The 25,254-nt window shown below is 40.3% G+C and carries 28 protein-coding genes; 27 read left to right on the top strand and 1 reads right to left on the bottom strand.

Annotated elements, in window-relative coordinates:
- Positions 1-56: 56 nt before the first annotated feature.
- Positions 57-476: a hypothetical protein gene (locus tag HUK49_RS07090; protein WP_191913192.1), complete on the bottom strand. Its 420-nt coding sequence runs from the start codon at positions 474-476 to the stop codon at positions 57-59.
- Between the two features lie 45 nt (positions 477-521).
- Here HUK49_RS07090 and HUK49_RS07085 point away from each other — a divergent pair, with 45 nt between their 5' ends.
- The 27 genes from HUK49_RS07085 to HUK49_RS06955 all read left to right on the top strand — a co-directional run.
- Entirely contained in the window at positions 522-1,139 is a 618-nt protein-coding gene (locus HUK49_RS07085; RefSeq protein ID WP_191913209.1) for a restriction endonuclease subunit S, read from the top strand.
- A 52-nt stretch (positions 1,140-1,191) separates the two neighbouring features.
- Positions 1,192-4,308, top strand: coding sequence for a type I restriction endonuclease subunit R (locus HUK49_RS07080; RefSeq protein ID WP_191913191.1), 3,117 nt, complete (start codon positions 1,192-1,194; stop codon positions 4,306-4,308).
- A gap of 487 nt (positions 4,309-4,795) precedes the next feature.
- Entirely contained in the window at positions 4,796-5,194 is a 399-nt protein-coding gene (locus HUK49_RS07075; protein WP_191913190.1) for a hypothetical protein, read from the top strand.
- Complete coding sequence (locus HUK49_RS07070) at positions 5,194-6,642, top strand: hypothetical protein (protein ID WP_191913189.1); 1,449 nt, start codon at positions 5,194-5,196, stop codon at positions 6,640-6,642. The genes HUK49_RS07075 and HUK49_RS07070 overlap by 1 nt, the downstream gene beginning before the upstream one ends.
- Before the next feature lie 76 nt (positions 6,643-6,718).
- Positions 6,719-7,627, top strand: a complete 909-nt coding sequence (locus HUK49_RS07065) for a rolling circle replication-associated protein (protein ID WP_191913188.1) — start codon at positions 6,719-6,721, stop codon at positions 7,625-7,627.
- Entirely contained in the window at positions 7,524-7,757 is a 234-nt protein-coding gene (locus HUK49_RS07060; RefSeq protein ID WP_315409344.1) for a DUF3173 family protein, read from the top strand. The genes HUK49_RS07065 and HUK49_RS07060 overlap by 104 nt, the downstream gene beginning before the upstream one ends.
- On the top strand, positions 7,750-8,994 hold the full coding sequence (locus HUK49_RS07055; protein ID WP_191913187.1) for a tyrosine-type recombinase/integrase: 1,245 nt from the start codon (positions 7,750-7,752) through the stop codon (positions 8,992-8,994). The genes HUK49_RS07060 and HUK49_RS07055 overlap by 8 nt, the downstream gene beginning before the upstream one ends.
- 132 nt (positions 8,995-9,126) lie before the next feature.
- Positions 9,127-9,606, top strand: a complete 480-nt coding sequence (locus HUK49_RS11270) for a minor capsid protein (RefSeq protein WP_191913186.1) — start codon at positions 9,127-9,129, stop codon at positions 9,604-9,606.
- A gap of 130 nt (positions 9,607-9,736) precedes the next feature.
- On the top strand, positions 9,737-10,357 hold the full coding sequence (locus HUK49_RS07045; protein ID WP_191913185.1) for a DUF4355 domain-containing protein: 621 nt from the start codon (positions 9,737-9,739) through the stop codon (positions 10,355-10,357).
- 42 nt (positions 10,358-10,399) lie between these two features.
- On the top strand, positions 10,400-11,443 hold the full coding sequence (locus tag HUK49_RS07040) for a replication protein (RefSeq protein WP_191913184.1): 1,044 nt from the start codon (positions 10,400-10,402) through the stop codon (positions 11,441-11,443).
- A gap of 144 nt (positions 11,444-11,587) precedes the next feature.
- Positions 11,588-11,947 (top strand): phage head-tail connector protein, encoded by a 360-nt coding sequence (locus tag HUK49_RS07035; protein ID WP_191913183.1) that lies wholly within the window; start codon positions 11,588-11,590, stop codon positions 11,945-11,947.
- The gene (locus tag HUK49_RS07030; RefSeq protein WP_191913182.1) at positions 11,940-12,290 is read left to right on the top strand and encodes a hypothetical protein; all 351 of its coding nucleotides are present in this window, start codon (positions 11,940-11,942) and stop codon (positions 12,288-12,290) included. The genes HUK49_RS07035 and HUK49_RS07030 overlap by 8 nt, the downstream gene beginning before the upstream one ends.
- 4 nt (positions 12,291-12,294) lie before the next feature.
- Positions 12,295-12,825 carry an HK97-gp10 family putative phage morphogenesis protein gene (locus HUK49_RS07025; protein ID WP_191913181.1) on the top strand — a complete coding sequence of 177 codons (531 nt, stop codon included), beginning with the start codon at positions 12,295-12,297 and terminating at the stop codon, positions 12,823-12,825.
- 29 nt (positions 12,826-12,854) lie between these two features.
- Complete coding sequence (locus tag HUK49_RS07020) at positions 12,855-13,244, top strand: hypothetical protein (protein WP_191913180.1); 390 nt, start codon at positions 12,855-12,857, stop codon at positions 13,242-13,244.
- A gap of 12 nt (positions 13,245-13,256) precedes the next feature.
- Positions 13,257-13,856, top strand: a complete 600-nt coding sequence (locus HUK49_RS07015) for a hypothetical protein (RefSeq protein ID WP_191913179.1) — start codon at positions 13,257-13,259, stop codon at positions 13,854-13,856.
- A 19-nt stretch (positions 13,857-13,875) separates the two neighbouring features.
- Positions 13,876-14,412 (top strand): tail assembly chaperone, encoded by a 537-nt coding sequence (locus HUK49_RS07010; protein WP_191913178.1) that lies wholly within the window; start codon positions 13,876-13,878, stop codon positions 14,410-14,412.
- Positions 14,413-14,537: 125 nt separating this feature from the next.
- Entirely contained in the window at positions 14,538-14,759 is a 222-nt protein-coding gene (locus tag HUK49_RS07005) for a hypothetical protein (RefSeq protein ID WP_206705643.1), read from the top strand.
- Positions 14,759-16,408, top strand: a complete 1,650-nt coding sequence (locus HUK49_RS07000) for a tape measure protein (protein WP_191913176.1) — start codon at positions 14,759-14,761, stop codon at positions 16,406-16,408. The genes HUK49_RS07005 and HUK49_RS07000 overlap by 1 nt, the downstream gene beginning before the upstream one ends.
- Before the next feature lie 126 nt (positions 16,409-16,534).
- Positions 16,535-19,192, top strand: coding sequence for a hypothetical protein (locus HUK49_RS06995; protein WP_191913175.1), 2,658 nt, complete (start codon positions 16,535-16,537; stop codon positions 19,190-19,192).
- On the top strand, positions 19,193-20,158 hold the full coding sequence (locus HUK49_RS06990) for a phage tail domain-containing protein (RefSeq protein WP_191913174.1): 966 nt from the start codon (positions 19,193-19,195) through the stop codon (positions 20,156-20,158).
- Positions 20,155-21,531 (top strand): phage tail protein, encoded by a 1,377-nt coding sequence (locus HUK49_RS06985; RefSeq protein ID WP_191913173.1) that lies wholly within the window; start codon positions 20,155-20,157, stop codon positions 21,529-21,531. The genes HUK49_RS06990 and HUK49_RS06985 overlap by 4 nt, the downstream gene beginning before the upstream one ends.
- The gene (locus tag HUK49_RS06980; protein ID WP_191913172.1) at positions 21,506-22,285 is read left to right on the top strand and encodes a phage tail protein; all 780 of its coding nucleotides are present in this window, start codon (positions 21,506-21,508) and stop codon (positions 22,283-22,285) included. The genes HUK49_RS06985 and HUK49_RS06980 overlap by 26 nt, the downstream gene beginning before the upstream one ends.
- Before the next feature lie 10 nt (positions 22,286-22,295).
- Complete coding sequence (locus HUK49_RS06975; protein ID WP_191913171.1) at positions 22,296-22,598, top strand: hypothetical protein; 303 nt, start codon at positions 22,296-22,298, stop codon at positions 22,596-22,598.
- A gap of 4 nt (positions 22,599-22,602) precedes the next feature.
- A complete protein-coding gene (locus tag HUK49_RS06970) occupies positions 22,603-22,866 on the top strand; it encodes a hypothetical protein (RefSeq protein ID WP_191913170.1) in 264 nt (87 codons plus the stop codon).
- A 17-nt stretch (positions 22,867-22,883) separates the two neighbouring features.
- Positions 22,884-24,368 carry a DUF2479 domain-containing protein gene (locus HUK49_RS06965; RefSeq protein ID WP_206705642.1) on the top strand — a complete coding sequence of 495 codons (1,485 nt, stop codon included), beginning with the start codon at positions 22,884-22,886 and terminating at the stop codon, positions 24,366-24,368.
- Positions 24,369-24,371: 3 nt separating this feature from the next.
- The gene (locus HUK49_RS06960) at positions 24,372-24,881 is read left to right on the top strand and encodes an Ig-like domain-containing protein (protein ID WP_191913169.1); all 510 of its coding nucleotides are present in this window, start codon (positions 24,372-24,374) and stop codon (positions 24,879-24,881) included.
- A gap of 6 nt (positions 24,882-24,887) precedes the next feature.
- The coding region (locus HUK49_RS06955) for a fibronectin type III domain-containing protein (protein ID WP_191913168.1) at positions 24,888-25,254 on the top strand (367 nt) is incomplete at its 3' end.

The raw sequence follows: 25,254 nt of genomic DNA, 5'->3' as shown, positions 1-25,254 counted from the left end.
TATCAATTCTGCTGTTTTTATCCATCATTTTCACGTCCTTTCTCCGGAGGGGAGGGTTAATATGCAAAACTATCTTCTTCATCTACATTTGGACTTGTTGGTGAAGTAGAGGAGGCATTATCATCCTGTGAATTACCTGAGTTTCCATAATCATCGTAGTCGCTACTGTCGTTATAATTATCGTCATTAGAATAATTATTTGAATCACTATTACTGTAATCATAGTCATCGTTGGTGTCTTCACTATCATCGCCATACTCATCGTCATAAGCCAACAGCCAGCCCAGGATGACGCCAAGTTCGAAGTCATCACCGTCACTGTCGTCGTTGCTTGCGTTAGTTGAAGCTGCTGATGATTTCATATTAGAGGCATTACTGGTATTGCTATTAACAGTTCCGGAGGAAATAGAATCTACTTTTGCTTTACCACCAATAGAGACTAATAAGAACTTCTTATGATTTTCCGGATTAATCAATACAAGAGCAATTCGACCAGCAGGGGTCTTTAAGCGACTTGATAAATTATTAATTTACTTGAATTAAACAGTACTTGTTTCAAGAAAATTTTTGATACATCTAATGATTATCAACCTGCTGATAGCATTGCTGATATTAAAATTGGTAAAACTCCACCTAGAAAACAATCTGAGTGGTTTTCAATCAGTTCAAAAGATTTAACATGGGTATCCATAAAGGACATGAAAGATAATACTGCATTCATTAGCTCTAGTAATGAAAATATAACGTTGAAAGCAGTTGATAGATTTAATATAAACGTTGTTCCCAAAAACACTGTAATTCTTAGTTTTAAGTTGACTATTGGAAGAGTGAAAATTTCAAACCATGAATTAACAACAAACGAAGCTATTGCTCAATTTCAAAATTCTTCTTTACCGTGGGAATTTCTATATACTTATCTTAAATTGTTCCCATATGGAACATTAGGAAGCACATCGTCAATTGCTAAAGCCATTAATTCAAAAATAATTAAAAAAATGCCAGTGTTAGTTCCTAATAAATCTCTCATGAATCAGTATTTAAAGTTAGCTATACCAATATTTAATTCACTAAGAGAAATACAAGAAGAGCAAAACAAATTACGAAGTGTGAAACAAGAATTACTCACTAAATATTTTTAAACTACTAAATTATCATTTATCTTAATTAAACTATAGAAAGGGGTGATTCATCATGTCTAAAGGATATTTAGTAGAATCGGATGTTGAGAATTTAGCATTAGATACATTAGGAGAGGTTGGTTATAACGTTTTTAAGAGTCCAAGTCCAACTACTCCTAATGCGAAAATCGATGCGATGAGAAGTGGCGATCACACGGTTGCCGTCTTACCGGAAAAGATTAAGAGTGCCTTGCGACGGCTTAATCCTGGTTATTCTGACAATATCTACGGAGAAGCTTATCGCCAATTGATTAGATTAGCCGATAATCCAGATATGATGATCAATAATCATTATTTCCATAAGCTGTTAATTGAAGGAATTCGAGTTAAAACATCGGTTAAGGGTGAAAATAGAACTGAAACCTTATACCCAATCGATTTTAATCATGTTGAAAATAATGAATTCATTGCAACCAATCAATTTACCTTTAAGGAAAGTCATGAGCGCAGACCAGATACAACACTATTTATAAATGGACTGCCAGTTGTCACTTTTGAATTTAAGGATGCTAGTAATCCCAATGTTAGTATTCAAAATGCTTACCAACAATTACAAACATATAAGGCTGAGATACCTGGCTACCTTAAGTACAATGAAATTCTGATTATCTCTGATGGGATTAATGCCCGTGCCGGATCGTTAACGGCAGGCTATGATCGCTTTATGCGCTGGCGAGCACCTAAGAATGTTCAGACGGATGATTTAGAACTTGTGACAATGATTAAATACATGCTTAAGCCGCAAGATTTACTGAACTTGATCGAAAACTTCATTATTTTTGAAACTGATGGTGATAGTACGGTTAAAATTCTTGCTGCTTATCACCAATACTACATGGTGAATAAGGCTGTTCAGGCGGCTAAAAAGACAATTGCTGATCCGAATGATAAAAGGATTGGTGTTGTTTGGCATACAACCGGATCAGGGAAAAGCCTATCAATGGTATTCTTTGCTAGCATTGTTGCTCGTAAATTGAATAATCCAACGATGTTAGTGATCAATGATCGAAACGATTTGGATGACCAGCTATTTGATACGTTTGCTGCTGCTCATGAGTTTTTGCGTCAAAGTCCGGAACATGCTGAGTCTCGTGAAGAGTTACGTCAATTCATGGATAAGCAATCTGGCGGAATTGTCTTTTCAACGATTCAAAAGTTTTCACCAAACTTTGAAAATGGCGAGACCGAAATGCCAGTACTTACTGATCGTAGTGATGTTATCGTGATTGCGGATGAAGCTCACAGAACACAGTATGGATTAAAAGCAAAGTTTACTAATAATGGTTTACGGTATGGATTTGCAAAATATTTGCGTGATGCTTTACCGAATGCATCTTTCATCGGATTTACCGGAACCCCAATTTCAACCGCTGATAAGTCAACTATTGCTGTGTTTGGTAACTATATTGACGTTTATGACATTACCCAAGCGGTTAATGACCATGCAACAGTGAAGATCTATTATGAGAGTCATGTTTTTCCTCTTAAACTAAGGGATGACGCTAAAGCAAAATATGAAGAGCTATTACATCAAGCTAATCTAGATGATGATCCGAATCTTGAAGAGAATGCTAGACGTAACCGCGAATTTTCACGATTAGAAGCTCTGGCAGGGGCCAAACCACGTTTAGAGAGCATTGCTAAGCATTTTATTGAACATTTTGAAGCTAGGCAAAAAGAGACATTTGGTAAAGCAATGATTGTTGAAATGTCCCGCCGTAATGCAGTGCGACTATATAATGAGATTATTAAACTTCGTCCAGAGTGGCATAGTGATGATCTTAAAAAGGGAAAGATTAAAGTGGTTATGACATCTTCGGCAGCTGATGGACCAGAGATGGCTAAGTTTCAAACTAGTAAGGCGGATCGCCGTATTCTGCAACAGCGGATGAAAGATAATCAAGATGAACTACAAATTGTAATCGTTGTTGATATGTGGTTGACTGGTTTCGACGTTCCTGCGATGAATACGATGTATATTGATAAGCCAATGAAGGGACACAACTTAATTCAGGCAATTGCGCGGGTTAATCGTGTATTTAGGGATAAAGATAGTGCCTTAATTGTGGATTATATTGGGATTGCTGAAAATCTTCGTGATGCCTTAAATATTTACTCAACTGAGGACCAAGGACAAGTTGGGATTAATATGAATAAGGCTCTAGCACTTCTAAAAGAGAAATATGACATCATCAAAAATGATTTTCTATATGGTGTTGATTATTCAGACTTCAATTCTGAGGATGGAGCTACTAGACTTAAGATTACTCGTAAAGTTGCTAATGAGATTCTTAATGAAGATGAGGAAACTCAAAAGAAGTTTTTAGATGTTGTTACTGAATTACAAAAGGCTTATGCACTGACTTCTACTCAATCAGAAGCTCAAGCGTATGGCAAAGAGATTGCATTCTTTAGAACAGTTAAAGTATTTATTATTAAACTAAAGCAACCTGCTACCCCCACAGGTACTGATGGGCACAATGATGTCAAATACCAAATGCAACAATTGCTAGATCAATCAATTGTTTCGGAACCCAATGTTGATATTTATAATGAACTAGGAATTGAAAGGCAAAGTATTGATTTAATTTCCGATGAATTTTTGCAGAAGGTAAACAATATGCCTGAACAAAATATAGCAATTACTTTATTGGAGAAGCTCCTTAAGGGTAAGATTAAGGCAATGGTAAAGACCAATAAGGTTTCCTCTGAAAAGTTTGAGGATATGCTACAAAAGGCGATTGATGACTATAACAAGCGAGGAATTACTAGTGAGATAGTTATTCGTAAGTTGATTGAAATGGCTAAGAAAATCAATGCTGAGCAGGAAAAAGGAAAAGACCTTGGCCTTAGTCAGGAAGAAGTTGCCTTCTATGATGCGTTAGCCGATCATCAAAAAGCAATTGAGGTGTTAGGTGAAAAGAAGCTACACTTAATAGCGCAAGAATTGGTCAAACTGGTTAAGGAAGAAGCCGGAGTTGATTGGGAAAAGCGTCGTAGTATTCAGGCCAAAATGCGAGTAGCTGTAAAGCATCTTCTTAGAAAGTATGGTTATCCGCCTGATATTGCACCTAAAGCTGTAGACACGGTTGTTGAGCAAGCCGAATTGATGGCTTCAAATGATAAATAAAAAAGGTATTGACTTTGCTCCATAATTTGTTAATATATTTTCGGGTAGATTAAGAGCTGAGTCAACATAGGTTTTTGATTGGTAATTTTTCGTTTTTATGTTGATAAGCTTATTACCAAAACAGACAGCTTCCTGATGTTAGTAATAAGTGAGTTTATTTTGTGCAACGGAGGTCGACCGATTGCTATTAACCACCAGTAGCATACTAAAAGGTTGGTGTGTGGATAAGATATATTTGTTATAGGTGTATTGTGCCTCAATTCGGTTTATTATGCTTGGTAAGTCGAATATAACGAAAAAATTAAAGAATATAAGGTAAAAGATCAATTCATATTTCGGAATTGGTCTTCTTTGTTGCAATATTTATAAATAAAATAATAGGACATATATGACTAAATTAAAGATAGATCACCTTACCTACCCGCCACACTAACTAACAACCAAGCAAAACATATCACTTAGCATATTGCAAAAAAGGAGAAATAATATGGCTTTAAATTTAGTATCAATCGTGAACAAGGGCATTGAACAGGCCTTTGAAGAATTAGATTTCGCGCTTTTGAAAACACGACCGATTGCAGACGATAACGGTGAAGTGCAAGGATACCGTGCCACGGTTGTTGTTACTGCTGATCACTCAAATTATACGCGGTCAAATGGAGAAAAGGTTGAAGGTGCAAACGTTGGTGAAGTTCTGCAACTTACGGTACATAGCAGTCAAGTCCCAACGATCAAAGGGATGATTGTTGGGATCAAGCTCGTCAAGCCACAAGTTCATGCTGTTTATGCAACTTCTGCACAAGATAGCACTTTTGCTAACATCAATCTTTCATTATCGGTTGAAAACTTATTTCTACCTGACAACCGAAAAGGAGGGCATCAATAATGCCTCGAAAGGTATGGGTAACAAAGCGACAACCTGATCTTTTGACAGTGATGTCCACTCGTCGCGGCCTAGGACAATTATCCCTAGTTTTAGGTACTTCAACAATGGTATTACAGCTTGCAGAGTTATGGTTGACCTATAACTACGATCCATTTGGTATTTATCAAATTGGTGCGTCAATTGTTGGTTGGTTTGCTAATATTGCATTTGGTGTAACCCTTTGCCTTTTGACAATTTATTTCTTTACAATTCGAAGTTGGCTTGTGAAAGTTATTAGGATCAACAAGAAGCAAAAGTTTGATGATACTGTAAAGTCTTTGCGATTGCAGCACGCTATTCAAGGCATAGTTATTGACCAAATGATTGGAAACCCAAATTTGAGTCAAAAGTCAATTATCGTTCCTGAAGTTTATGTACAAGCTCATTTTCAAGATAAAGTTATGATGGATGGGACGGCAACAATTGACCTATTACCAGGAGCAACGGACGACATTGTGCAATTGGGAAATGATATCAGTGCTGCTTTAGTCGATAAATGGAATAGATCTATTGTGGCGGATGATTTTGAAATTAACGATGAGCAGACTCAAGTTACTTATTTTCTTTTTGATACACAAGCACAAAATCGTCTTGTTATTAACAAGGCAGATGATGTACCTGTTATTAACGAAAATAGCCTTCAACTGATGCCGGGATGGGTATGGCAATTAGCTAAGGAGCCACACATGAACCTTGCAGCAGAAACAGGATATGGCAAGACATATCTTGCAAACTACATTATTTTTGCAGCCGTTAAGAGCTCAATTCAGGTTTTTTACGCAGACCCAAAGAAATCATCTAATTTAGATCAGGCATTACCAGACGGGCGAGTCTTTTTTGACAAAGAAGAAATTATTTGTTCACTTGAACGGATGGTAAGGTTGATGGATGATCGGAATATGAAGATTAAAGAATGGTCAACGTCTGCAATAAGTCAAGACTTTACAGACTTGGGGCTACCCGCTGTTCTCTATGTGTTCGATGAATTGAGTGCCTTCATCAATTCACTTGCCTCGAAAGAAAATAAGTACGTCATTAGTCTGCTTTCTCAAATTCTAATGAAGGGCAGAAGTGCTGGCTTAATTCTGATTTCTATCGGGCAGCAATTAGACGCTAAAACTTTTGCAACAAAGTTGAGAAATCAGGCTCAAGTTAATATTATTCTAGGCCCGTCAACTCTAGAAACGCGCACAATGCTGTTTGGACAAGGTGTTGAGGCTCCGTTAACTACATTCAAGCCTGGGACAGGTCTATTCACTTTGGCGGGTATGAATGTTAATCCGAGAAGGTTCATGGCTCCGGACATGCGAAAATTTGAATCTGTGTATTTGTCAAACTTAAAGCGGATTGCTGGTGAAACTCAATCGGACTGGAAGCTGATGCATGCTGTGTCGCGGGGGAACGCTTAGGGGCGTTCAAGGAGCGACGACAGGGCGGTTGCGGTTAGCAGCCGCCTTAACTTGATTATCGGAACACATTAGAAGTATGAAGGAAGATAAAATTCAATCTAACCAAAAAGTGACAGCTTATGTCAATGGATCGACGGTCGAATTCTCAGCCAATAATGCTAGTTTTCAAAAATCAATAGTTGTCCTGAGTGATCATAAGTATTTGGATCTTAAGACGTTGAAGATAAAAGAGATGGATACTAATGCTTCAAGCCGTGTTGATAATTTATCAAGTGTGAAGAGAACAATGAAAAAACTAAGGCGCTTGATTGATACTAATTTTCATGGTGGAAACGATCAACTTTGGGTGACACTTACCTATGCAACTGATATTAATGCACATAACGAAGGGGATACTGCAGTGGTTTACAGGGATTTTAAAATTTTTATGCAAAGACTACGGCAGCGAATAATGCGTGTCGAATATATCGCTGTATTAGAACCACAATCATCTGGTCGCTGGCATCTTCATGCTCTGATCAAGAGCGCAGATGGGGCTAGATTAGTCATTCCTAATGACCTAACATTAGAACTTTGGGGGAGAGGATTCACATCAACAAAGCGTCTCTCTCAAGCCGACAATGTCGCTTCCTATGTGATAGCATACGTTTCCAATTTAAAAATAGGATCAACTACCAAAAAGGGAGCCAGATTATATTTATATCCTAAAGGAGTAAGAATCTATCGCCGGTCCCGCGGTATTATTAATCCAACTAAGATCACGGGTACTAAAGAGGAGATACTGAGAAAATTCAAATTGAACGAAAATGATAAACGAGCTTACTACGAGCGTTCATTTGTCACTAAGGCTGGTACAGAAGTAATAACGCAAACAGAATTTTATGATAGAAAGGAGGTGCCTAACGATGTCAAAAGCAACAGTGACCAAAAAAGAACTAGAAGCTATGGGGTTTCGACCAAATCAAGCGAAGAAGATTTTACATGAAGCACGTCAGGTCATGGTCAAACGCGGGAAGACGTTTTGGGCAAATCCTAGGCTAGAGGTGGCTCCACGTGGTATTATTGAGGATGTCATCTTAGGCTTCCCCTTAGATGAGGGTGATGATGATGTCTAAAACTAAATATCAATCTGTATACTGGCAACCAGCTAAAAATGGGCGTAAAGCCTATTTTTATTATTCGGTGTATTTGGGGAGAGATCCGCTTACAGGCAAGAAAATTACTAAGAAGAGCCAGCAAGATCAGCTTGGTAATCGCTTTAGAACGGCTCGAGAAGCTTATCTAGAGGCTGAAAGAATTAAGCACGAGTTCCACAAAGGCGAAAACGTAATGCCGAGTGGTTCTACTTTTCGTGACTTTGTAAATAATATTTTTAAGCCTACGTATAAGACCGAGGTTGAGGAGAGCACTTGGATTGCACGGCAACCAGTTTTTGATACAATACTTAAACACATAGGTGATAAAAAGTTATCGCAGATCATGCCTGGTGATTGTTTGAAGTTTCGCAACTGGTTATTGGATGATGAAACTGATTATTCTCAATCTTTTGCATCATTGGTTTACGGATATTTTAGACAAATTTTGGATAGTGCGGTTGATCTTGACTACCTACCAAAGAACCCAGCACGGCTCAAACGTGCCACGGGAGCAATTTCCAAAGGACCACATGTGATTAATTATTGGACTTTGGAAGAGTTCAAAAGGGTGGTTTCTAAATGCTATCTAGGTGACGTGGAAGGTGCCTTGGATTACGTAATGCTTAATCTTTACTACTTTACAGGTATGCGAGTTTCAGAAGCTTTGGCCTTATGGTGGTCGGATATGAACCTAGACCAGGGTTATATTACAGTTAGCCATACGTTGACAAATACTAAGGATCCAAATAAGAAGCGTAAGCCATACACTAAGACTGTTAGTGGTATGAGGACAATTGATATTCCGCAAGATCTTGTTGACCTGTTGCGCTGGTGGAGAGATGTTCAAAATGAAAATCTACCTCAGACTGGGGATGATCATTATGTACTATCCCCGACGGACCAACCGATGCATCGATCTACTGTTAACAAGATCATAAACCGCTATGCTGACTTGGCCGACGTTCATCGCATTAAAGCCAAGGAACTCCGTGCTTCCCATGCTAGTTTATTGATCAATCAATATAATGTAGACATTTTAGCGGTATCACAACGTTTAGGTCACGCTAAACCAACCACGACTTTAAAGTATTATGCCCAGCTATGGCGTGGACGCAATCGCACGGTTGCTGACCAGTTGAATGGTGCAATGGGGCAGATAGAACATCCTGATCATTCGTTGGTCAACTTTAATGGTAATCAATTTTTTAAGCCATAAATGTCTACTACAATTTTACTACCGACATTCATTGTCACTCTAACCCCTTGGTATACAAGGGAGAAGGGAAGATCTAATTTAATTGAGCATGAATATGAACTAGCTCGAAGAATACCAGGCAAGTATCACAGAGTGCTTGCTCAAAAGTCTGTATCGAAGATGGTTCAAAAATTTGGCTCTGGTATTGACACTGATGAAGCGATTAATCGTAATACGGTGGCAATGATGAATAAGGTTAACCAGTTAGTTGATAAGATTAACGTTAGCCACATCAAACCACAGGAATATAGCCGAGAGCTTGCTGATATGTTCACTGGCAGTAATTCATCTAGTCGGGGTGCTGTGTACAACGCTGAAAGGCTATTAAGGACTGAATCGGCTTACACCTTTGCCAACGCATTAAAGGATGACTTTAAGCGTCGCAAAGTTAAGTATTTTACTAACGTCTCGGTGCTGGGTAGTCATACATGCAAGTTCTGCGAACGAATGGACGGTAAGACATTTAAGGTTAGCGATATGCAGCCGGGTGTTAACTGTGCACCGTTCCACCCTAACTGCCAATGCGATATTGTTGAAGCAACAAAAGAAGATATTGAATCAATGGACTTTTAGGAATCATTCAAATTAGAATGGTCGCTTTTTTTATACCCTCAAACGTGCAGGCAGGTGGTCAAGCCGGACGGTGAACCCGACGGGGGTTAAACGGAATAAGCCGACGGGCGTAAAACGGGAGGATTTTCAAATGTCAGAAGAAATTAAAAAGACTGTTGTTGATAACGAACCGGAACCAAAGGACAAGGAAAAAACAAACGAACAAAAGACGGAATTTACTGATGAACAACAAGCTTATATTGATCGAATCATTAGTGGAATCAAGAAAGAGAATAAGCAAAAGATGGCTGATTATGAGCAAAAAATGGGTCAAGCCGTTGAAGATAAGGTTAACGAACAGTTAGCTGAACGAGAACGGCGGGCTAAAATGAGTGCCGAGGAAAAAGCGGCCGATGATATTAAGAAGCTTCAAAAAAAGAACGCTCAACTAAGCGCTCAAATTGAGCAACGAGACCGGATTTCATTTGGTCATTCGATTGCTGATAAATACAATGTGCCATCTAGCATGGTTGGTCGCTTGATTGGTAAGACTAACGAAGAGACTGAAAACAATATGAAGTCATTCGCTGATGAATATAATAAGGCGGTTCAAGCTGGGGTTGATAGTCGATTAGCTGGTACCAAGCAACCACAGATTGGGTCACAAGCCAATATTGATAGCACCAAAAAATTATCGGATCTTTCATTGGACGAACAGACGAAACTCTACAAAGAAAATCCAGCTCTCTATAACCAATTAGCAAGTCGCTAGTTGGTTTTTATTTTTGTCAAAATTAGAAAGGAAGAATATTAAATGGCTGATACACGCTTTCATTTGGCGGACGCAATCATTCCTGAAGTGTTCGCTAACTATGTACTAAATCAATCAATGAAGACTAACCGATTAGTTAATTCTGGAATCTTAACTAATGACCCATCACTTGGCAGTCAATTACTAGCACCCGGTAACTTTATCCATATGCCATACATCAACGACATCATGGAAGGACCAGACGCTCAAACTTGGACTGATACTCAAGACATCGCTGTTAACGGTCTTACTACCGGTGAACAACGGGCTTTCAAGTTCCGTCAAGCTCAAGCATTTGGCTACACCGATATTTCGCAACAAGTATCTGGCGCACCAGCACAATCAACCATCTCAAACCGGTTTAGTGCATATTGGAACAACCAAGACCAAAAGTTATTGTTCGCAACACTAAAGGGTGTCTTCGCTAACTCTGATATTGCTACTGCTAAGAAGTATGAAGATTCTGGAGTATTTAGCGCTCGTGGTTTCCTTGCTGCTATTGCTAAGCTTGGTGACCTCCAAGATAACACCCTCAACAAGATTGTGGTTCACTCTTCAACTTACGCTGAAATGAAGGCTCAACAATTGATTGAAACTGTGCAACCTGCTAACGCTGTAACCCCAATTTCTGTTTACAACGGAATGCAAATTGTACAAGACAATGACCCTAACCTGATTAACGATGATGGTTCTGTAACTTCATACGTCTTTGCTAACGGTGCTGTTGGCTATTCAGTTGCTAACCCACAAAACGCAGTTGAAATCGAACGTGAAGCGCGTAATGAAGGTGGACGGACAAACGTTATCAACCGTCGGGTAGTTACTACTCACGTACTTGGTACTTCTGTATCTAAAACCTTCGCACCTGCTGGTCAAACTGTCACTATGACCGAACTTGCCAAGGGTGACACTTGGGCTTCAATCGTTGACCCACGTCACATTCAAGTTGTGGCTTACAAGGCTAAGTTAGACAAGGAATTCGCACCAGTTGTTCCTACTGCAAAGCCAGCTACACCTCAAGTAGGACAAGACAACCAGGGAAAATAACACCGCTCGACAATAATGGAGCGGGCGTTACGTCTGACAATACTGTAACTGAGATTAAACAACATCTTGATAACCAAGGGATTGACTATACTTCAAACATGAAGAAAGCTGATTTACTTAATCTAGCAAATGGTGGTGATACTAGTGGCAACGCCTAGTATTCAATCAGAAATTTTAGATGATGTTACGACAGCACTAGGAATTGATGATAATGACCACTTACCGATGGTTGAGCTATACATCAAACTAGCTTGCAAGTCGGTAGCTCTCTATACCGGTGAGGATTATAGCAATCTGCCAGATGCGCTTACTGGGATCATTACGGAGATGGCACTCGCTAAATTTGCCAAGCGTGGCAACGAAGGTAAGACCCAAGCGGGTGAAGAGGGGCTAACTGACCAGTGGAGTGAGGACGACTTAGCACCTTACATGAGCCAGCTGAACGCCTATCGTGATAACAAGGCACAGTCTGGTCGTAAAGGCTGGGTGATGAGTCTTGACTAGAGTTAGAGATGTTTACTTGTTGAAGAAATCAGCTACTCCTGGCAGTGGTGGTAACCCGTTCGATAAACATTCGCATTATGTTGTCTTGAAGAAAGCCCTTTTCTGTCGAGTAAATGACTTGGGTTTACAAAAACAGAGCTTGTTATTCGGTGGAGATAGCTTATATCAAGACGCAAAAACTGTGATTGTTAATGGTAGTCCACCGCTACCAGATAAGATTGCATTCGTTGATGAATATGATCTTAAAACTGAAAAGGGCATTCTTTATGATGTAAGAATGCCACGAAGCCATATGAACAGTGTGGTTTTTTTTATTTTCAATACTAAATCAAAGGTGGGGTGATGATATGTCAATGAAAGATATTGTTGGTAAGTTAATTGACATGAATAATGCCGGTAACCTAACCGATGACAACATTCGACCTGTAGTCGAATACCAAGTGACAGATCACTACTCCAAGCCGATGATGCAAGTTGCTTCTGAATTGAAGTCCTTAGGGATGAATGACGAAGCTGAACGGATTATTCGTCAGATTGGATTAATTAAGTCTGGCTCTGAATCAATGCTTACTGAACTCGGTCGTCAAAACGTAAGAAAAGCACAAACAATTGAACGTGGAATGGTAGGGCATGGCCGAAGTGGCTATGTTCCGACTGGTAATTTAATGCGGTCAATTAAGGCTCACAGGCTCACTGACGGTCGAATGCAAGTATATCCAGACGCAACAACTAAGAAAGGTACTGAATATGGCGGGTTCGTTGAGTACGGAACACGGAAGCACCCAACACCTGAGCCATTTATGTATCAATCTAATAAGGAGATGCAATCAGTTATTAGCAAAGAAGTAGCAGAACTAATGAAAGGAGTTGGCTTCTAATCGACGATCTACTATTACCACGTACGGACATGTTACAGAGCGTCATTAAGCTAGTAAGCCCTTATGCGACAACTATTTTAACTGGGGATGAAGCTAATGATCCGAATACCTTTCAATTGAAATATCCACAGATCATTGTGCAGATTCCCTGGCGTGTTGAACAATCTCGCTACAAGCTAATGACCACTGGTGTCTATACCCAGCAGATTGACCTTTATTGGAATGCTGATGAGATGGGATCACTGATGGACACGCTAGATAAGTTAGAAATCCTGTTACCTCATCTCAAATTAACTCAATATCCGTGTGAATATCAGACAGACAGTTTGATATCACCGCAACCACAAGTCGACACGACAACTTCAACGAAGTTAATTCACGGAGTTGTTCGAGCCGACTTTTTTATTACTGAAAATTAGGAGGAATAAATAATGCCAGTTAAAAATAAGACTGTAAAAATGGATGCTGCTAATAAGTACATCTATTTCATGAAGCTAGATGATGAACCAAAGGCAAACAAGGCTCGCATGATTGGATTACAAGGTCAAACCTCTGGTATTAACAACCGTCAACTTCAAACACTCCAAACTAAGATGTTCGATGTTAAGATGGCGGGTTCTGCTAACCAACAACGGACTGTGTTGGCTTACTTCCAAACAGGTGACGGCTTATGGGATGCCTTAAAGCACGCTTGGAAGGACCAAGTCACGATTCACTTGTACCGGGTTGACTTCAACCAAGTAAGTGGTACTAAGCCAAGCCGTCAAGCACCTGTTGAATATGCGCAATGCATTATCTCAACCTTGCCAAACACTGAAACTCTTAACTCTGTATTCCAATTATCTGTTGTTTTTGAAGTGCAAGGAATCGCCCAAGATGGCGTGATTACTGAAGATCAACTTGAAGATGATGCCTTTGATCTTGGTAATGCATTGTACGGAATGCTTAAGCCTACTGAAGTTGGTGACGGTACTGCAACCCAAGTTCCGGGGAGCGTTTCAACAGACACCACTGTTAATCAAGGTAAGTAATTAACTGGAGGAAAAGAATATGCAATTAAAGTTTGGCGATAAGGAACGACAAGTAAAGTTTAACTTTGCAAGTCTTTCTCTTTGGGAAGAAAAGATCGTTAATGGCGATGGCAAGAAGCAAGAAGATAGTGAAATCTTCGATGCTTTATTTACTGGACTAGTGCAAAAGAATCCACGTACATTAGTGAATATTTTGAATGGTGGCTTAGCTTACTTAGACAAGGACAAGCCAACATATTCTGAAGTATTTGACGCTGCTTCCGAACTTATGGGTAGCGAAGGTATCGACAAGTTAGCGCAAGATTTGATGGCTGAATTAACCGCTAATGGTTTTTTTAAGGGTTCGATGAAGCAGTGGATCAACTCCATCGAACGTCAGATCAAAGGCTACGACAAGTTCTTCAAGGAACTCAAGAAGCCGGCAAAGAACGCTCCAAAGGAAGAAAAGGAGCGTTACGACAATCTGGTCCAACGGTACAAATTACTCAAAGACCAATCCAAGCCGTTGCTCGACGAATTCGACAAAATGCTAAAGGATACCGGGAATACCTTGTAATCGCTCGGCAACAAGCAGGAATCACTTCAATTAGTGATTTCGAACAACTAAATCCTTACCTCCTTGACGCAATGATAGAAGGCTATGAGCGTCAGTAACTAAATCAGCGAGTGAAACTAGCTAATATGCTTCAGCAAACCCCGCTAATGGCTCAATGGGTAACCCTTGACCAAAACAGTATTTCTCAAATCAGTTCTGCCATTCAGGAATCAATTGAACAGGAATTATCCCGTATTGATAAAGAACATAAGAACGAGCTAGATGCTAATGATGAGGAAGTTAAGCAAGCTGACATCATGGCTAAAATTCTTGAAATGAGGAAATCAAAGCAGAAAGGAGGTAAATAATGGCCGTATACGGAAACAACATTGATATCAACGTCATTGGCAATGCGATTACTCAGCTTCAGGCAATTCAAGCTGAATACATGAAACTGAAGCATGATCAAGGCAAGGATATTCATGTTAGTGTTCAAGACCAAGCGTCTAATAAGCTCAATGAGATTGATGAAAAGACTAGGCGATTACCAACGCGCCATGAAACACGCTTGGGTGTCAGTGGTACCGAGGGTATTTTAAGCTCTTTTAGCCGATTAAAAGAACGAGCTTCAACTACTTTTAACTCAATTCAATCTGATATGCGTAAAACGGGAAAAAGTGCCCATCGGTTACGTGACATAATTGCTGGTACCGCTATTGGACAAAGCGTTGCTAATGGATTTAGCAATGCCCTGGGTAGAGTTAAAGACGGAATTCTTGGTGCTGTTAAAGCCGGGTTTGAATATAATGCCGAATTAGACAAGATGAATGCCACCTGGACGACTTTAACTGGTTCTGCCGGTAAAGCCGACAAGATGACTAAGTCAATTATCAATCTTTCTAATACTTTGGGTCAGTCAGTTGATGTTACCGATGAATTAGCCCAACAGTTCTACCACGTCTTTGATAATCAACCAGAAACGGAAAAGCTAACTAAGTCATTCCTAACGATGGGTGACGCTATTGGCTTATCTGGTGACCGTCTAACCCAAGTGGGGATGGACTTTACCCACATGTTGTCAGCTTCAACGTTACACTTGGGTGAGTTGAACCAAATTACGGATGCTTTTCCAATGTTTGGTGAAGCTTTACTCAAATACGAACAAAAGGTTCAGCACAGCTCATCACTAACGATGAATGAACTGCGGAAGCAAATATCGGCTGGTAAAATCTCTGCTAAAGATGCTGAAGCAGTAATGAACGAACTTGGCGACAATTATAAAAAAGCTTCTGACCACTTAATGGGTACCTTGCCTGGTATGCTTCGGCAAATTAAGGCTGAGGGTAAGGGCCTCCTCGGTGCAATGGTTGAACCATTGAATAAGGCTGTTAACCCAATTATGAAGCAGGTTTCTAAGTGGGTTGCTGATGATAGAACAAAAGAGGAATTTAATAAGTTAGGTAACGCTGCTAATGTTGGTGTTGCCGCCGTTATGAAGGCTTTTGCCGATGCATTCGGTGGTGGTTCGATCAGTAAGGCACTCGACAACATGGTCAACGGTCTTACTAATGTTGTAACCCAGTTCTCTGAATGGTTAGCTCGTAATGGTGCAAGTATTATTAAAATATTTGCTTCAATTGGTAGTATTGCGAAGAGTGTCGGCACCGGGTTCATCTATGCACTATCTGATTTCTTACATCTAATTCCGGGCGTTCACAGTTCTGGGATGAAAGGAATTGCTGATGCTTTTGCTGAGATTGCCAAACATCAAACCGCTTTACAGATTATCGGTCGTGTATGGGCTACTTACTTTGTAACATCTAAAATTATGGGTGCTGCGAAGGCAATGAATGAGCTTTACATCAATATGCTAAAAATTGTCACGTTGAGTAAAGTTCAATCTCCAACTGGTAGCCTGCTAGGCGATATTGGTTATCTAAACAGTGGTCGAGCAAGAAAAGTAGTAGATGCAACTGTTACAACTCGACTAGCTCGTTATGGCAATGTCGAAAAGTAAGGCGTACAAATAGCACCTTACCTTGATGAACGAGGGTTCAAAGGTGCATGGACAAGGTTTACAAGAACGTTACCTGTATTAGGCGGGAGTGCTGGTAAACATGCAGGTGAAGCCGTAAGTAAGGGATTGCTCGCACGCCTAACTGGAAGTTTTTCCGGCTTACAGTCGCTTGGTAAAGGAATTGCTGGTAAGCTAGGAGCCGGTATAAATATTGGATTAAGTGCTGTTGATTTAGCACGAGGTCTAACGCCATCATTCAAAGGCGATCGCCTTAAAAAAATTGGTGAAGGCGCTGGTGGATTAATCAGTGCAGGTATCGGCTTTTTCCTCGGTGGCCCTGGTGGTGCAGCACTTGGCTCAATGGCTGGTCAGGCTTTTGGTGGATATCTATTAAAAGGAATTGCTGGAATCTTGAAAGGCGCTTATAAACTGGGTTACACTCTTGGAGAATTAATTCAAGGTAAGATCAGTTTCTCAACACTTGTTGGTAAGTTCCAAAAAGCTTGGTCTGGAATGATTAGCTGGGCTGGCAAGGAATGGGATAAGTTCAAAAATTGGTGGAACGGTGAACCTACTCCATCGAGTAAACGCTCTTCTAGCAGTTCAAAGCAACCATCTCAACAAGTCGTTGATTCTCTAGGTGGGAATAATTACTCTAAACAAGATATTGCTAACGTTAAAGAAATGAACAAAGCAATTACTGCTTATACAGGTTCATTGAAGAAACTAAAGGCAGCTATCAAAAAGAATGACCCAACTAAACAACTTAATGGCATGAATAGTCGGCTCAATAAGTCGATAAAATCATGGGATAAGTTAGCAAATCCAATTAAGAAGATCGGTGCTGCATTCAAATCACTCAATTCCTTTAACAAGGAAATGGGGAAGAATGATGCATTTGCCAAGCTCAATAAAGATTTACCTAAACTTGAGAAAAATCTAAAAAACAATAAGATTGCTCAATATATTAAGAAGCTATCTAGCGAACTCAAGAAAGCAAATCTTACTAAAACTCTGGATAAGATGAACACTTCTGTTAATCGAAGTGCTAAATATTGGAAAGATTTAGCTAAGCCCGTTAAAACCTCTGCCGATTCATTCAAAACAATGGATAAGGCACTCAAGGACTTCAAGGGGAAAAACAATCCGCTTGACCGCCTAGATAATAGTGTTGTTAATCTATATAAGACGGTTAAGAAGTATCAGTTTGGCAAAGAACTGGCTCAACAGATGACCATTGCTGATAAGTCCATGAGTGGTAAGCATAGTTTCGTTGGTAAGTTCTCATCAATGACAAAGACGATCGAAAAAGAACTGCGCTCTTTCGGTCGTCTTTTTGATCGGGATTGGAAGAATGCTTGGAAACATATGGATACTTACCCATCTCGGGGGTTATCTAAGGTTAATAGCACTGTTTCAAGTCGATTATCCTCAATTGAAAGTCGAGAATCCAGCTTTACTAGCAAGTTTTTAAGCGGTTGGCGAAGTTGGGTTAGTGACGTTGTTAGTTCAATGCGAAGTGGCTTTGATAAACTACCCGGAATAGCTCGACGTGCAATGTCAGGCATTGTTAGCCGGCTAAATAGTGGTATCTCAGCAATCAATAACGTTATTGGTGACTTTGGTGGTGATAAGAAGCTAAGCTCAATTCACTATGCACAAGGTACCTCAATGAGTGGTTACTCGGGTCACCCAGGTGGTCTTGCAATGATTAACGATGGACTTGGCCCACATAAGCAAGAACTTGTTTGGCAACCTTCTAGTGGTTGGCAAGTGTTCGCTGGACTAAATCGTCTAGTTAATCTGGAACCCGGTTCCCAAGTTATTGATGCTGAACATTCTGACCCTATTTTACGTGCCAACTCAATTCCTCACTATGACAGCGGGACACTATCTGAAGATGAACAAGACAAGTTAGCTGAAGCATTTATCAACAATCCGGTAAAGGCTTCACGTGATTTAGTCTTGAAGGTTACTAATTGGAGTTCAAGCACTCCAATTGTGCCAACCTTTGGTAAGGCGACCGCTATTGGTTTCTCTCGTGGAATTGCTAACGTCTTAAAGGACTTGTTGGGAATTATTAAGGAACCAATCAATGGTGACTGGACTCCTGTAATTAAGTCTGCTGCACGTTTGCTTCATTTCCACATTGCTGGTTGGCAAATTTCTAAATTACTTCGTCAGATTCAGACTGAATCAGGCGGTCGAGAGGTAATTACTAACCATTGGGATAGCAACGCTAAAGCAGGGCACCCGTCACAAGGGTTACTGCAATTCATCCCGTCAACGTTTAATACGTGGGCGGTTGGCAAGTATCACGATATCAATAAGGGTTTTGACCAAATCTTAGCTGCCATTAATGCCCTTAATCACGGTGGTGAAGGTGGCTGGGGCAACATTGGTAACGGTCACGGCTGGGCTAATGGTGGTCACATCATGCAGGCTCAGTTTGGCTTGGTTGGTGAAGATGGTGACGAATATGTTATCAACCCTAATAAACCAAATGCCATGAAGTTGATTCAAGAAGCAGCTAGAGACGTTGTACATCGAAACCCTAACATTCGATTTACTATGCCTAAAATAACGACTGCTCAATATCAACCAACAAATTACCCGGTATCACAGAACAGTGATTCAACTAACCCACTTGTGGGATTAGTAAAGCAGGTAATTGAACGAATTGATGGAATTAACTTACAGCCTGTTGCTTTTGTTGATGATGCTGCTAAAGCTACTAATAAGTACAACGCTAAACTAATTGGAATGATAAAAGGAGGAAGATAGATGGTTCAAGTTTTCTCAACTAAAAATGATGTGCCAAGTATGTACCCTTTTTTGCTTCCTACTGAGAATGGGGTAGGTGCAAGAAAATATTATTATTACCAACCAATTGAATATTCAATTTCGGCTGATGGTAAAACTTGGGAAAGTTGTTTTGATGTTCCTGAGCTTGAAGGTGTTTACTGTTATCGTGCCCCTGACGTTCAGCCGGCTAATTACACGGATAATCTTAAAAAGGTTGGCCTGCAAGATGGTTCAAGGCTATTGTCAACGTCGTATAGTACCCGTGAAATGAAGATGGAAATGTATTTTGATGGAATTAATGAGAGCGATGCAATGCTTGCTTATGATGCACTGCAGCGCTTTTTAGTTTCCCGAAATGCATACTGGATTTGTTTTGCCAATTGGGCACAACGAATGTATTACGTTCGGGCAAAATTAGCAGCACCAACTTTCCATGGTGCTAAGGCTTGGACATGTGAAATAACTTTTACTGATTTGCTTGGTTTAAGCCGAAGTATTGGAACATCACTAGATTATGAGGACACAAACGGCTTTGGTAATAAGACAACGGTTGATGAATTGAAATATACCTTCACTACTAATTCATTTAAGGTTAATAACTTATCTGACACGATTATTGACCCGGAGCGACGAGGACATCCATTTAAGCTGACACTTGATGGTTCTTCTTCAGGAAAGCTGAAGATTACTAACAAGACCACCGGTGATTCAATTTCAAGAACAGGAACGGTTAATACTAGCAAGGACGGGGATAAAACGGAGGATAATTCATCCTTTAATGGTCAATTTGTTGTTGATGGTGTTCGCCTTTTACTTAATGGAAAGTCCGATCAGATGCAATGCGATGATGGTGCTCTAACATTGCAGCCAGGCAGTAATGAATTTCAGATTGATAATTTCTCAGGTAAAATCACATTTGACTTTCCATTCTGGTGGTTATCATGAGTAGATCAGTAGAAATTACTAATAACCTGAATAATAAAAACGGTGATACTGAAGAACGCCTAGATTTTAACGATATGTATAATTCGTTCAAAATCAATTTACAGCTAAATTCAGCGTATGAGATTTCTTTTACAGCGACCTATACGCAACAGTATAAGGACGCTTATAACATGTTAAAGATGGGACGAGGTATCTGGTATGACGGTAGAGAGTACTACATCAATCAATTGGAGAACGGCTTTGATGAGAACGGCCTTGCAACTAAGCAGATTACCGCTCATGCAATCTTAATTGACCTGATGAAGAACGTCCGGCTAGATCCTAAACAGCCGACTGAAGATAGCCCTGAAGTTAGTGGTGATTCTTCTTCGGATAGTAGTGATTCGGATGATTCTCAACAAACAGGAACGGTTGTAAAGAAGACGGATGAACAAGAGACCCATAGTCTTCAGGAATTGCTAGATAAATTCTTCAAGGATAATGATCAGGGTATCAGTTATGAACTACATGGTAATTTTCCTAAACAGGCGATTGATTGCTCTGGATCATTGTATGAATGGTTAGGAAACAACCTAACTTCTTTCGGTGCCTATTACGTTCCGCACAACTATGTATTAAAGATTTATGATCTTGAATCGTTAAAACTGCCTACTGACGTACAGTTACGGTATTTACATAACGTAACAAGCGTTGATATTCAGTCGGACGGTAATGATTTCTATAATGACTTTGATGTCTACGGTGGAAAGATGGAAAAAGACATCACTACTGCAGGTAGTGGTAATGGAGTTAATGAACCGGTTAATGGTGACTGGACTCCGGTAATTCAAAATGCTGCTAGTTTAGTTGGCGAACATCTTTCTCAATCTGATATCAGTTTGGTGTTGGCACAGATTAATCTGGAATCTAGTGGTCGTGAAAATGCAAAAGGCGGTGATGATGGTTTATCTGACGGGATAGCAATGGGGCTACTGCAATTTAAGCAAGGAACCTTTAATTACTATTGTCGCCCACCATACACCAATATTTGGCATGGCTTAGACCAGATTATCGCACTGTTTAATGTCCCCAATTGGCGTTCGCAAATTACTGGTCGTCATGGTTGGTCACCGCATGGAGCACCGGTTTCTAAATCACCAATTCAAGCACAACAGGCATCATCAACGGCAGGAGTTAATAATATTGTTAGCTTTTGTCGTTCTTTTGTTGGCAAGGTTCCGTATGTCTGGGGTGGTTCAACTACCTCTGGCTGGGACTGCTCAGGTTTTGTTTGCTATGTCTTAAATCATTTCGGTATCAATACGCCACGTACTAATACCGTTGGTTTGGAAAGTAAAGGAACAATAGTTGGCCCCCCCTTATCAAACGGGTGACCTGTTATTCTGGGGTTCTCGTGGTGCTAGTTGTCATGTTTCAATTGCGATGGATTCGACCTACCGGGTTGGGGCTGATAACGAACGAGATGGTACGGTTTACCGAACGATTGCTAGTTGGCCACCAAGTTTTGCCGTTCGTGTTCCTGGGTTTAGCAGTGGTAATGCAACTAATGGTAGTGACGGAGATAGTACAACAACGACTACTGAAACTTACTATGCACTGCATTATCACTTTCACGATGAAGAGAGCATTAAGATGTTTGGTCTTCACAGAGGGCCACAAGTACTTGCTGATTCGGTCTATGACATGGATACACTCAAGCAATATGTGAAAAACACCGTGACGACTGCACCGCCAACAACAATTGAAAATAATGAAATTGGTGCTGGTGACCTTCATCTAGGTAATACCTGCAGAGTGATTGCTCCGGAAGCAAACATTGATCAAGAGATGACTTTAATGGGGATTAGCTATAATCCATTTCAAACAGATGGTGACGTAACGCTAACTTGGAATAATACCGGGTTAGCGTTAAAAAATGCCATTTACGCTTTGTATCACGACATTCATCAAATTAATAGTAGTCTTGACCGCAACAATACCTACGGGTTAATTGGAGCAAAACTAGAAGATCACTTTAAGAATGTTGAATCACAAAAGCAGTCTGAATTATCGAAAGGACAGGATAATCGACCAATTGAGCTTAGTCCATCACAAGTCACAGCAATTGATAATTTTGTGAATAGTTAGGAGGGAGCTAATGTCAGATACTACTAGCGAGGAACCAACCGGTAATGTACTTCTCATTGCAATGGATAAAGGAATTGATAGTGAAACCGGACAAATAGGTTATGGTTACTCTCCTGATAACGGTAAGACCTTTTTCGTTACGAACACGATAAAAGGACGAAAGTTCCGACAAGAAGATGCAGATCGGCTGTGGAAGTTTCTTGAACCAATGATTGAAAAGTTGATTGAAGATAAGTTCAAAAATGAATTTCTACCGAAAATCAAAACTGAAATTAGTGATAATACGGAGAAAAAGACAAGTAAGGAGGGATAGATGAATGAAATTACACACGGATGATTTTCCCTTATTACTAAATCGAGACTTCTATAATGATTTAATTGATAACTTTAAGGCCATAGAAAAAGCTATCAACGATTTAGATAAACAGATCAGCAAATTGCAAGAACAATATAATGACTTGAATAAAGATGATATCCAAACTGAATTAATTAATGATGCTGGAATTTCTGTTACTAATAATGATGGAGAGACCAGCATTATTGATATTAGTGATACGGATACTTCATCTGAAATTAGTTAGAAAAGGAGGGATTAATTTTGCCAGTTAAGGTAACTCATAACAATAGTGGCCACCATTACCGAATAGCGATTGATATTGCTAAAGAAGGGACCGAAGTGTTTGACCTAACGCCTTACTTTAAAGGGCGGGTCGGTGATAATAACTTTGGTCTGCAAATTGTTTGGTATTATCAAGGGCAACTATTAGATGTTTCTGGTATGAAGCCTTTTATCCAAGGAAACGTTGGTCACTATTCATTTGATGATCAAAAGAACCAGCAAATGGCACCTGACGCTGGAACGGTTTCATCAACAGGTGATCCAAAAGATTGTCAGGCAAACGGGCAAGCATTATACCGTTTTCCCGAGCAAATGTTTCCTAAAGAAGGAATTTTCAAGGGCTTTATTGGTTTACTTGATGATTCTGATGATGGTGGTCATACACATCTAACGGGAGTTAATATTTGGTTCCGGGTTCTGGGCGGCGTTGCACAAATGGGACGAGCTTGTGACTTCTACATTAGTGATTTGGATATTGCATTGACCAACGCTAAAGAGAAGCTCCGTCAAGAAGGTGTTGAACGAGAACAAGAATTTGAAAAGATCCTGGCAGATTTGCAAGCTAAACGAACTACCATTTCAAAGGAGTTAGATAAGCTTGGCGATGATACTAAGCAACAATTTCTTGAATGGTTAGCTAAATATAAGCAATCCTTGCAAGATGCCCTAGCAGCTGTTGATGATCCTAAAGAGGGATTGATGGTGAAGTATTCTTCACTGCTAACAATGGCGAAGCAGATTCAAGAAATCCTCAAACAAGCCCAATTCCATGACCGACCATTCCACTTTGCTACCGTTAATGCAATGCAGAAGTACACGGCATTAATGGACGGTGACCTTGCAATTACGCATGGTTGGGATAACTACGACGATGGTCACGGAGCTTACTGGAATATCCGGGTTAAGCACAAAGATGAAACGCCAGACGAAGAGAATGTTATTAGCATTAATACCGACATGGGCTTAGTTGCGGAACGAAACTCATCATTGCTAAGTGCGGACAGCCTAGAAGATTTCCTCTATGGCTACACGATTGAGATTAAGCATAATCAATGCAAACACCCACTACGTCCAGCAGTGCTGTACTACGAGGACGCTATCGGGACTGAACGGGATGGCTTAGGAAAGACAAGTCATGGCTTCGGTCAGATAAATACCAAGCTGATTAATTGCATTGCGGAATACCCGGATGCAAACACGATTAAGGTTAAGATTCCCCGGAACTTCTATCTTGATGCCGTACCGCACTATAAGTTTGGCGCTTGGTATTTGATTGACGGTAACCGGACGATCAAGGTTGACTTGGAAATGCCGATTGATGACGCTAAAGCCCAAGCAGGTGATGGGGAAGGTAATTCTTACTTATCACCGAATACAGGTTACTTCTCAAAGCCAACGAGTCCAACCGACCTCCGGGCGGTCTACATTGATGAACACACGCAACGGTTACTATGGAGGGATTAGTTAATGAAATTCTATATTTATCAAGGCGTTGGAACGGACGGTGAACTGAAAAAGGTTGCCGAAGTTGAGAACAAGAAAGAATATACCGTTACTGGTTTAACGGCTAACGCAACTTATCGCTTCGCTGTTAGTTCTTACAATGGCTTGCGAGAAAGTGCTAAGTCGAACGTGATCACGGTCAAGACAAGTGCTATTCCGATTCAAAGTATTACCTTGGCAATTGATAAGACAGCACTTGAAGTTGGTGGAACCGCTAAGGTTACCGTTACAATTACCCCAGCTAATGAAACTGACGGTGCAGCAGTATTGACCTCATCAAACACGCAAGTGGCAACGGTTGATGGTGCGGGGAATGTCAAAGCGATTGCTCCGGGTACGGCAACCATTACCGCAAAGATTGGTGAAAAGGTTTCTAACGTGATTAGCTTAACGGTTTACGAAGCACTGGTTAACGTGACCAACTTAGCGGCAACTAACGTAACACCAAACTCGCTTGATTTAAGTTGGGACTGATGATGAATGCAGTATCGAATCAGAAACGGTGATCAATTAATTGGCACGGTGAACAATAAGCAGTACCAAGTAACGGGATTAACTCCCAATACTGCTTATAACTTGTCAGTAGCGTCCTTTAATGGCTTCCGTGAAAGTCCAAGGACGAGCTTGACAGTTAAAACTCGGGGGATTCAAGTTAAAGTGCCAGTTAGCTTAACCGCTGGGGCAACGGTGTCGTTAGTCTACCTTGAATATGCATTAGGGTTAGTCCCGATTGGGACGGAACCCAAGGGCATGTTCGGTGGTGGCAATCGACAAATTATCCCAGCAAAAGTGATTAGTTCAGCTAACGGGATGAGCACGATTGAAATTACCAACAGCTTTAACTTGA

Origin of the sequence: Limosilactobacillus portuensis, assembly GCF_014838735.1 — a bacterium.
Classification (GTDB): Bacteria; Bacillota; Bacilli; order Lactobacillales; family Lactobacillaceae; genus Limosilactobacillus; species Limosilactobacillus portuensis.
Note: the sequence above shows the minus strand (reverse complement) of the source record. Positions and strands in the feature narration are given on the sequence as shown.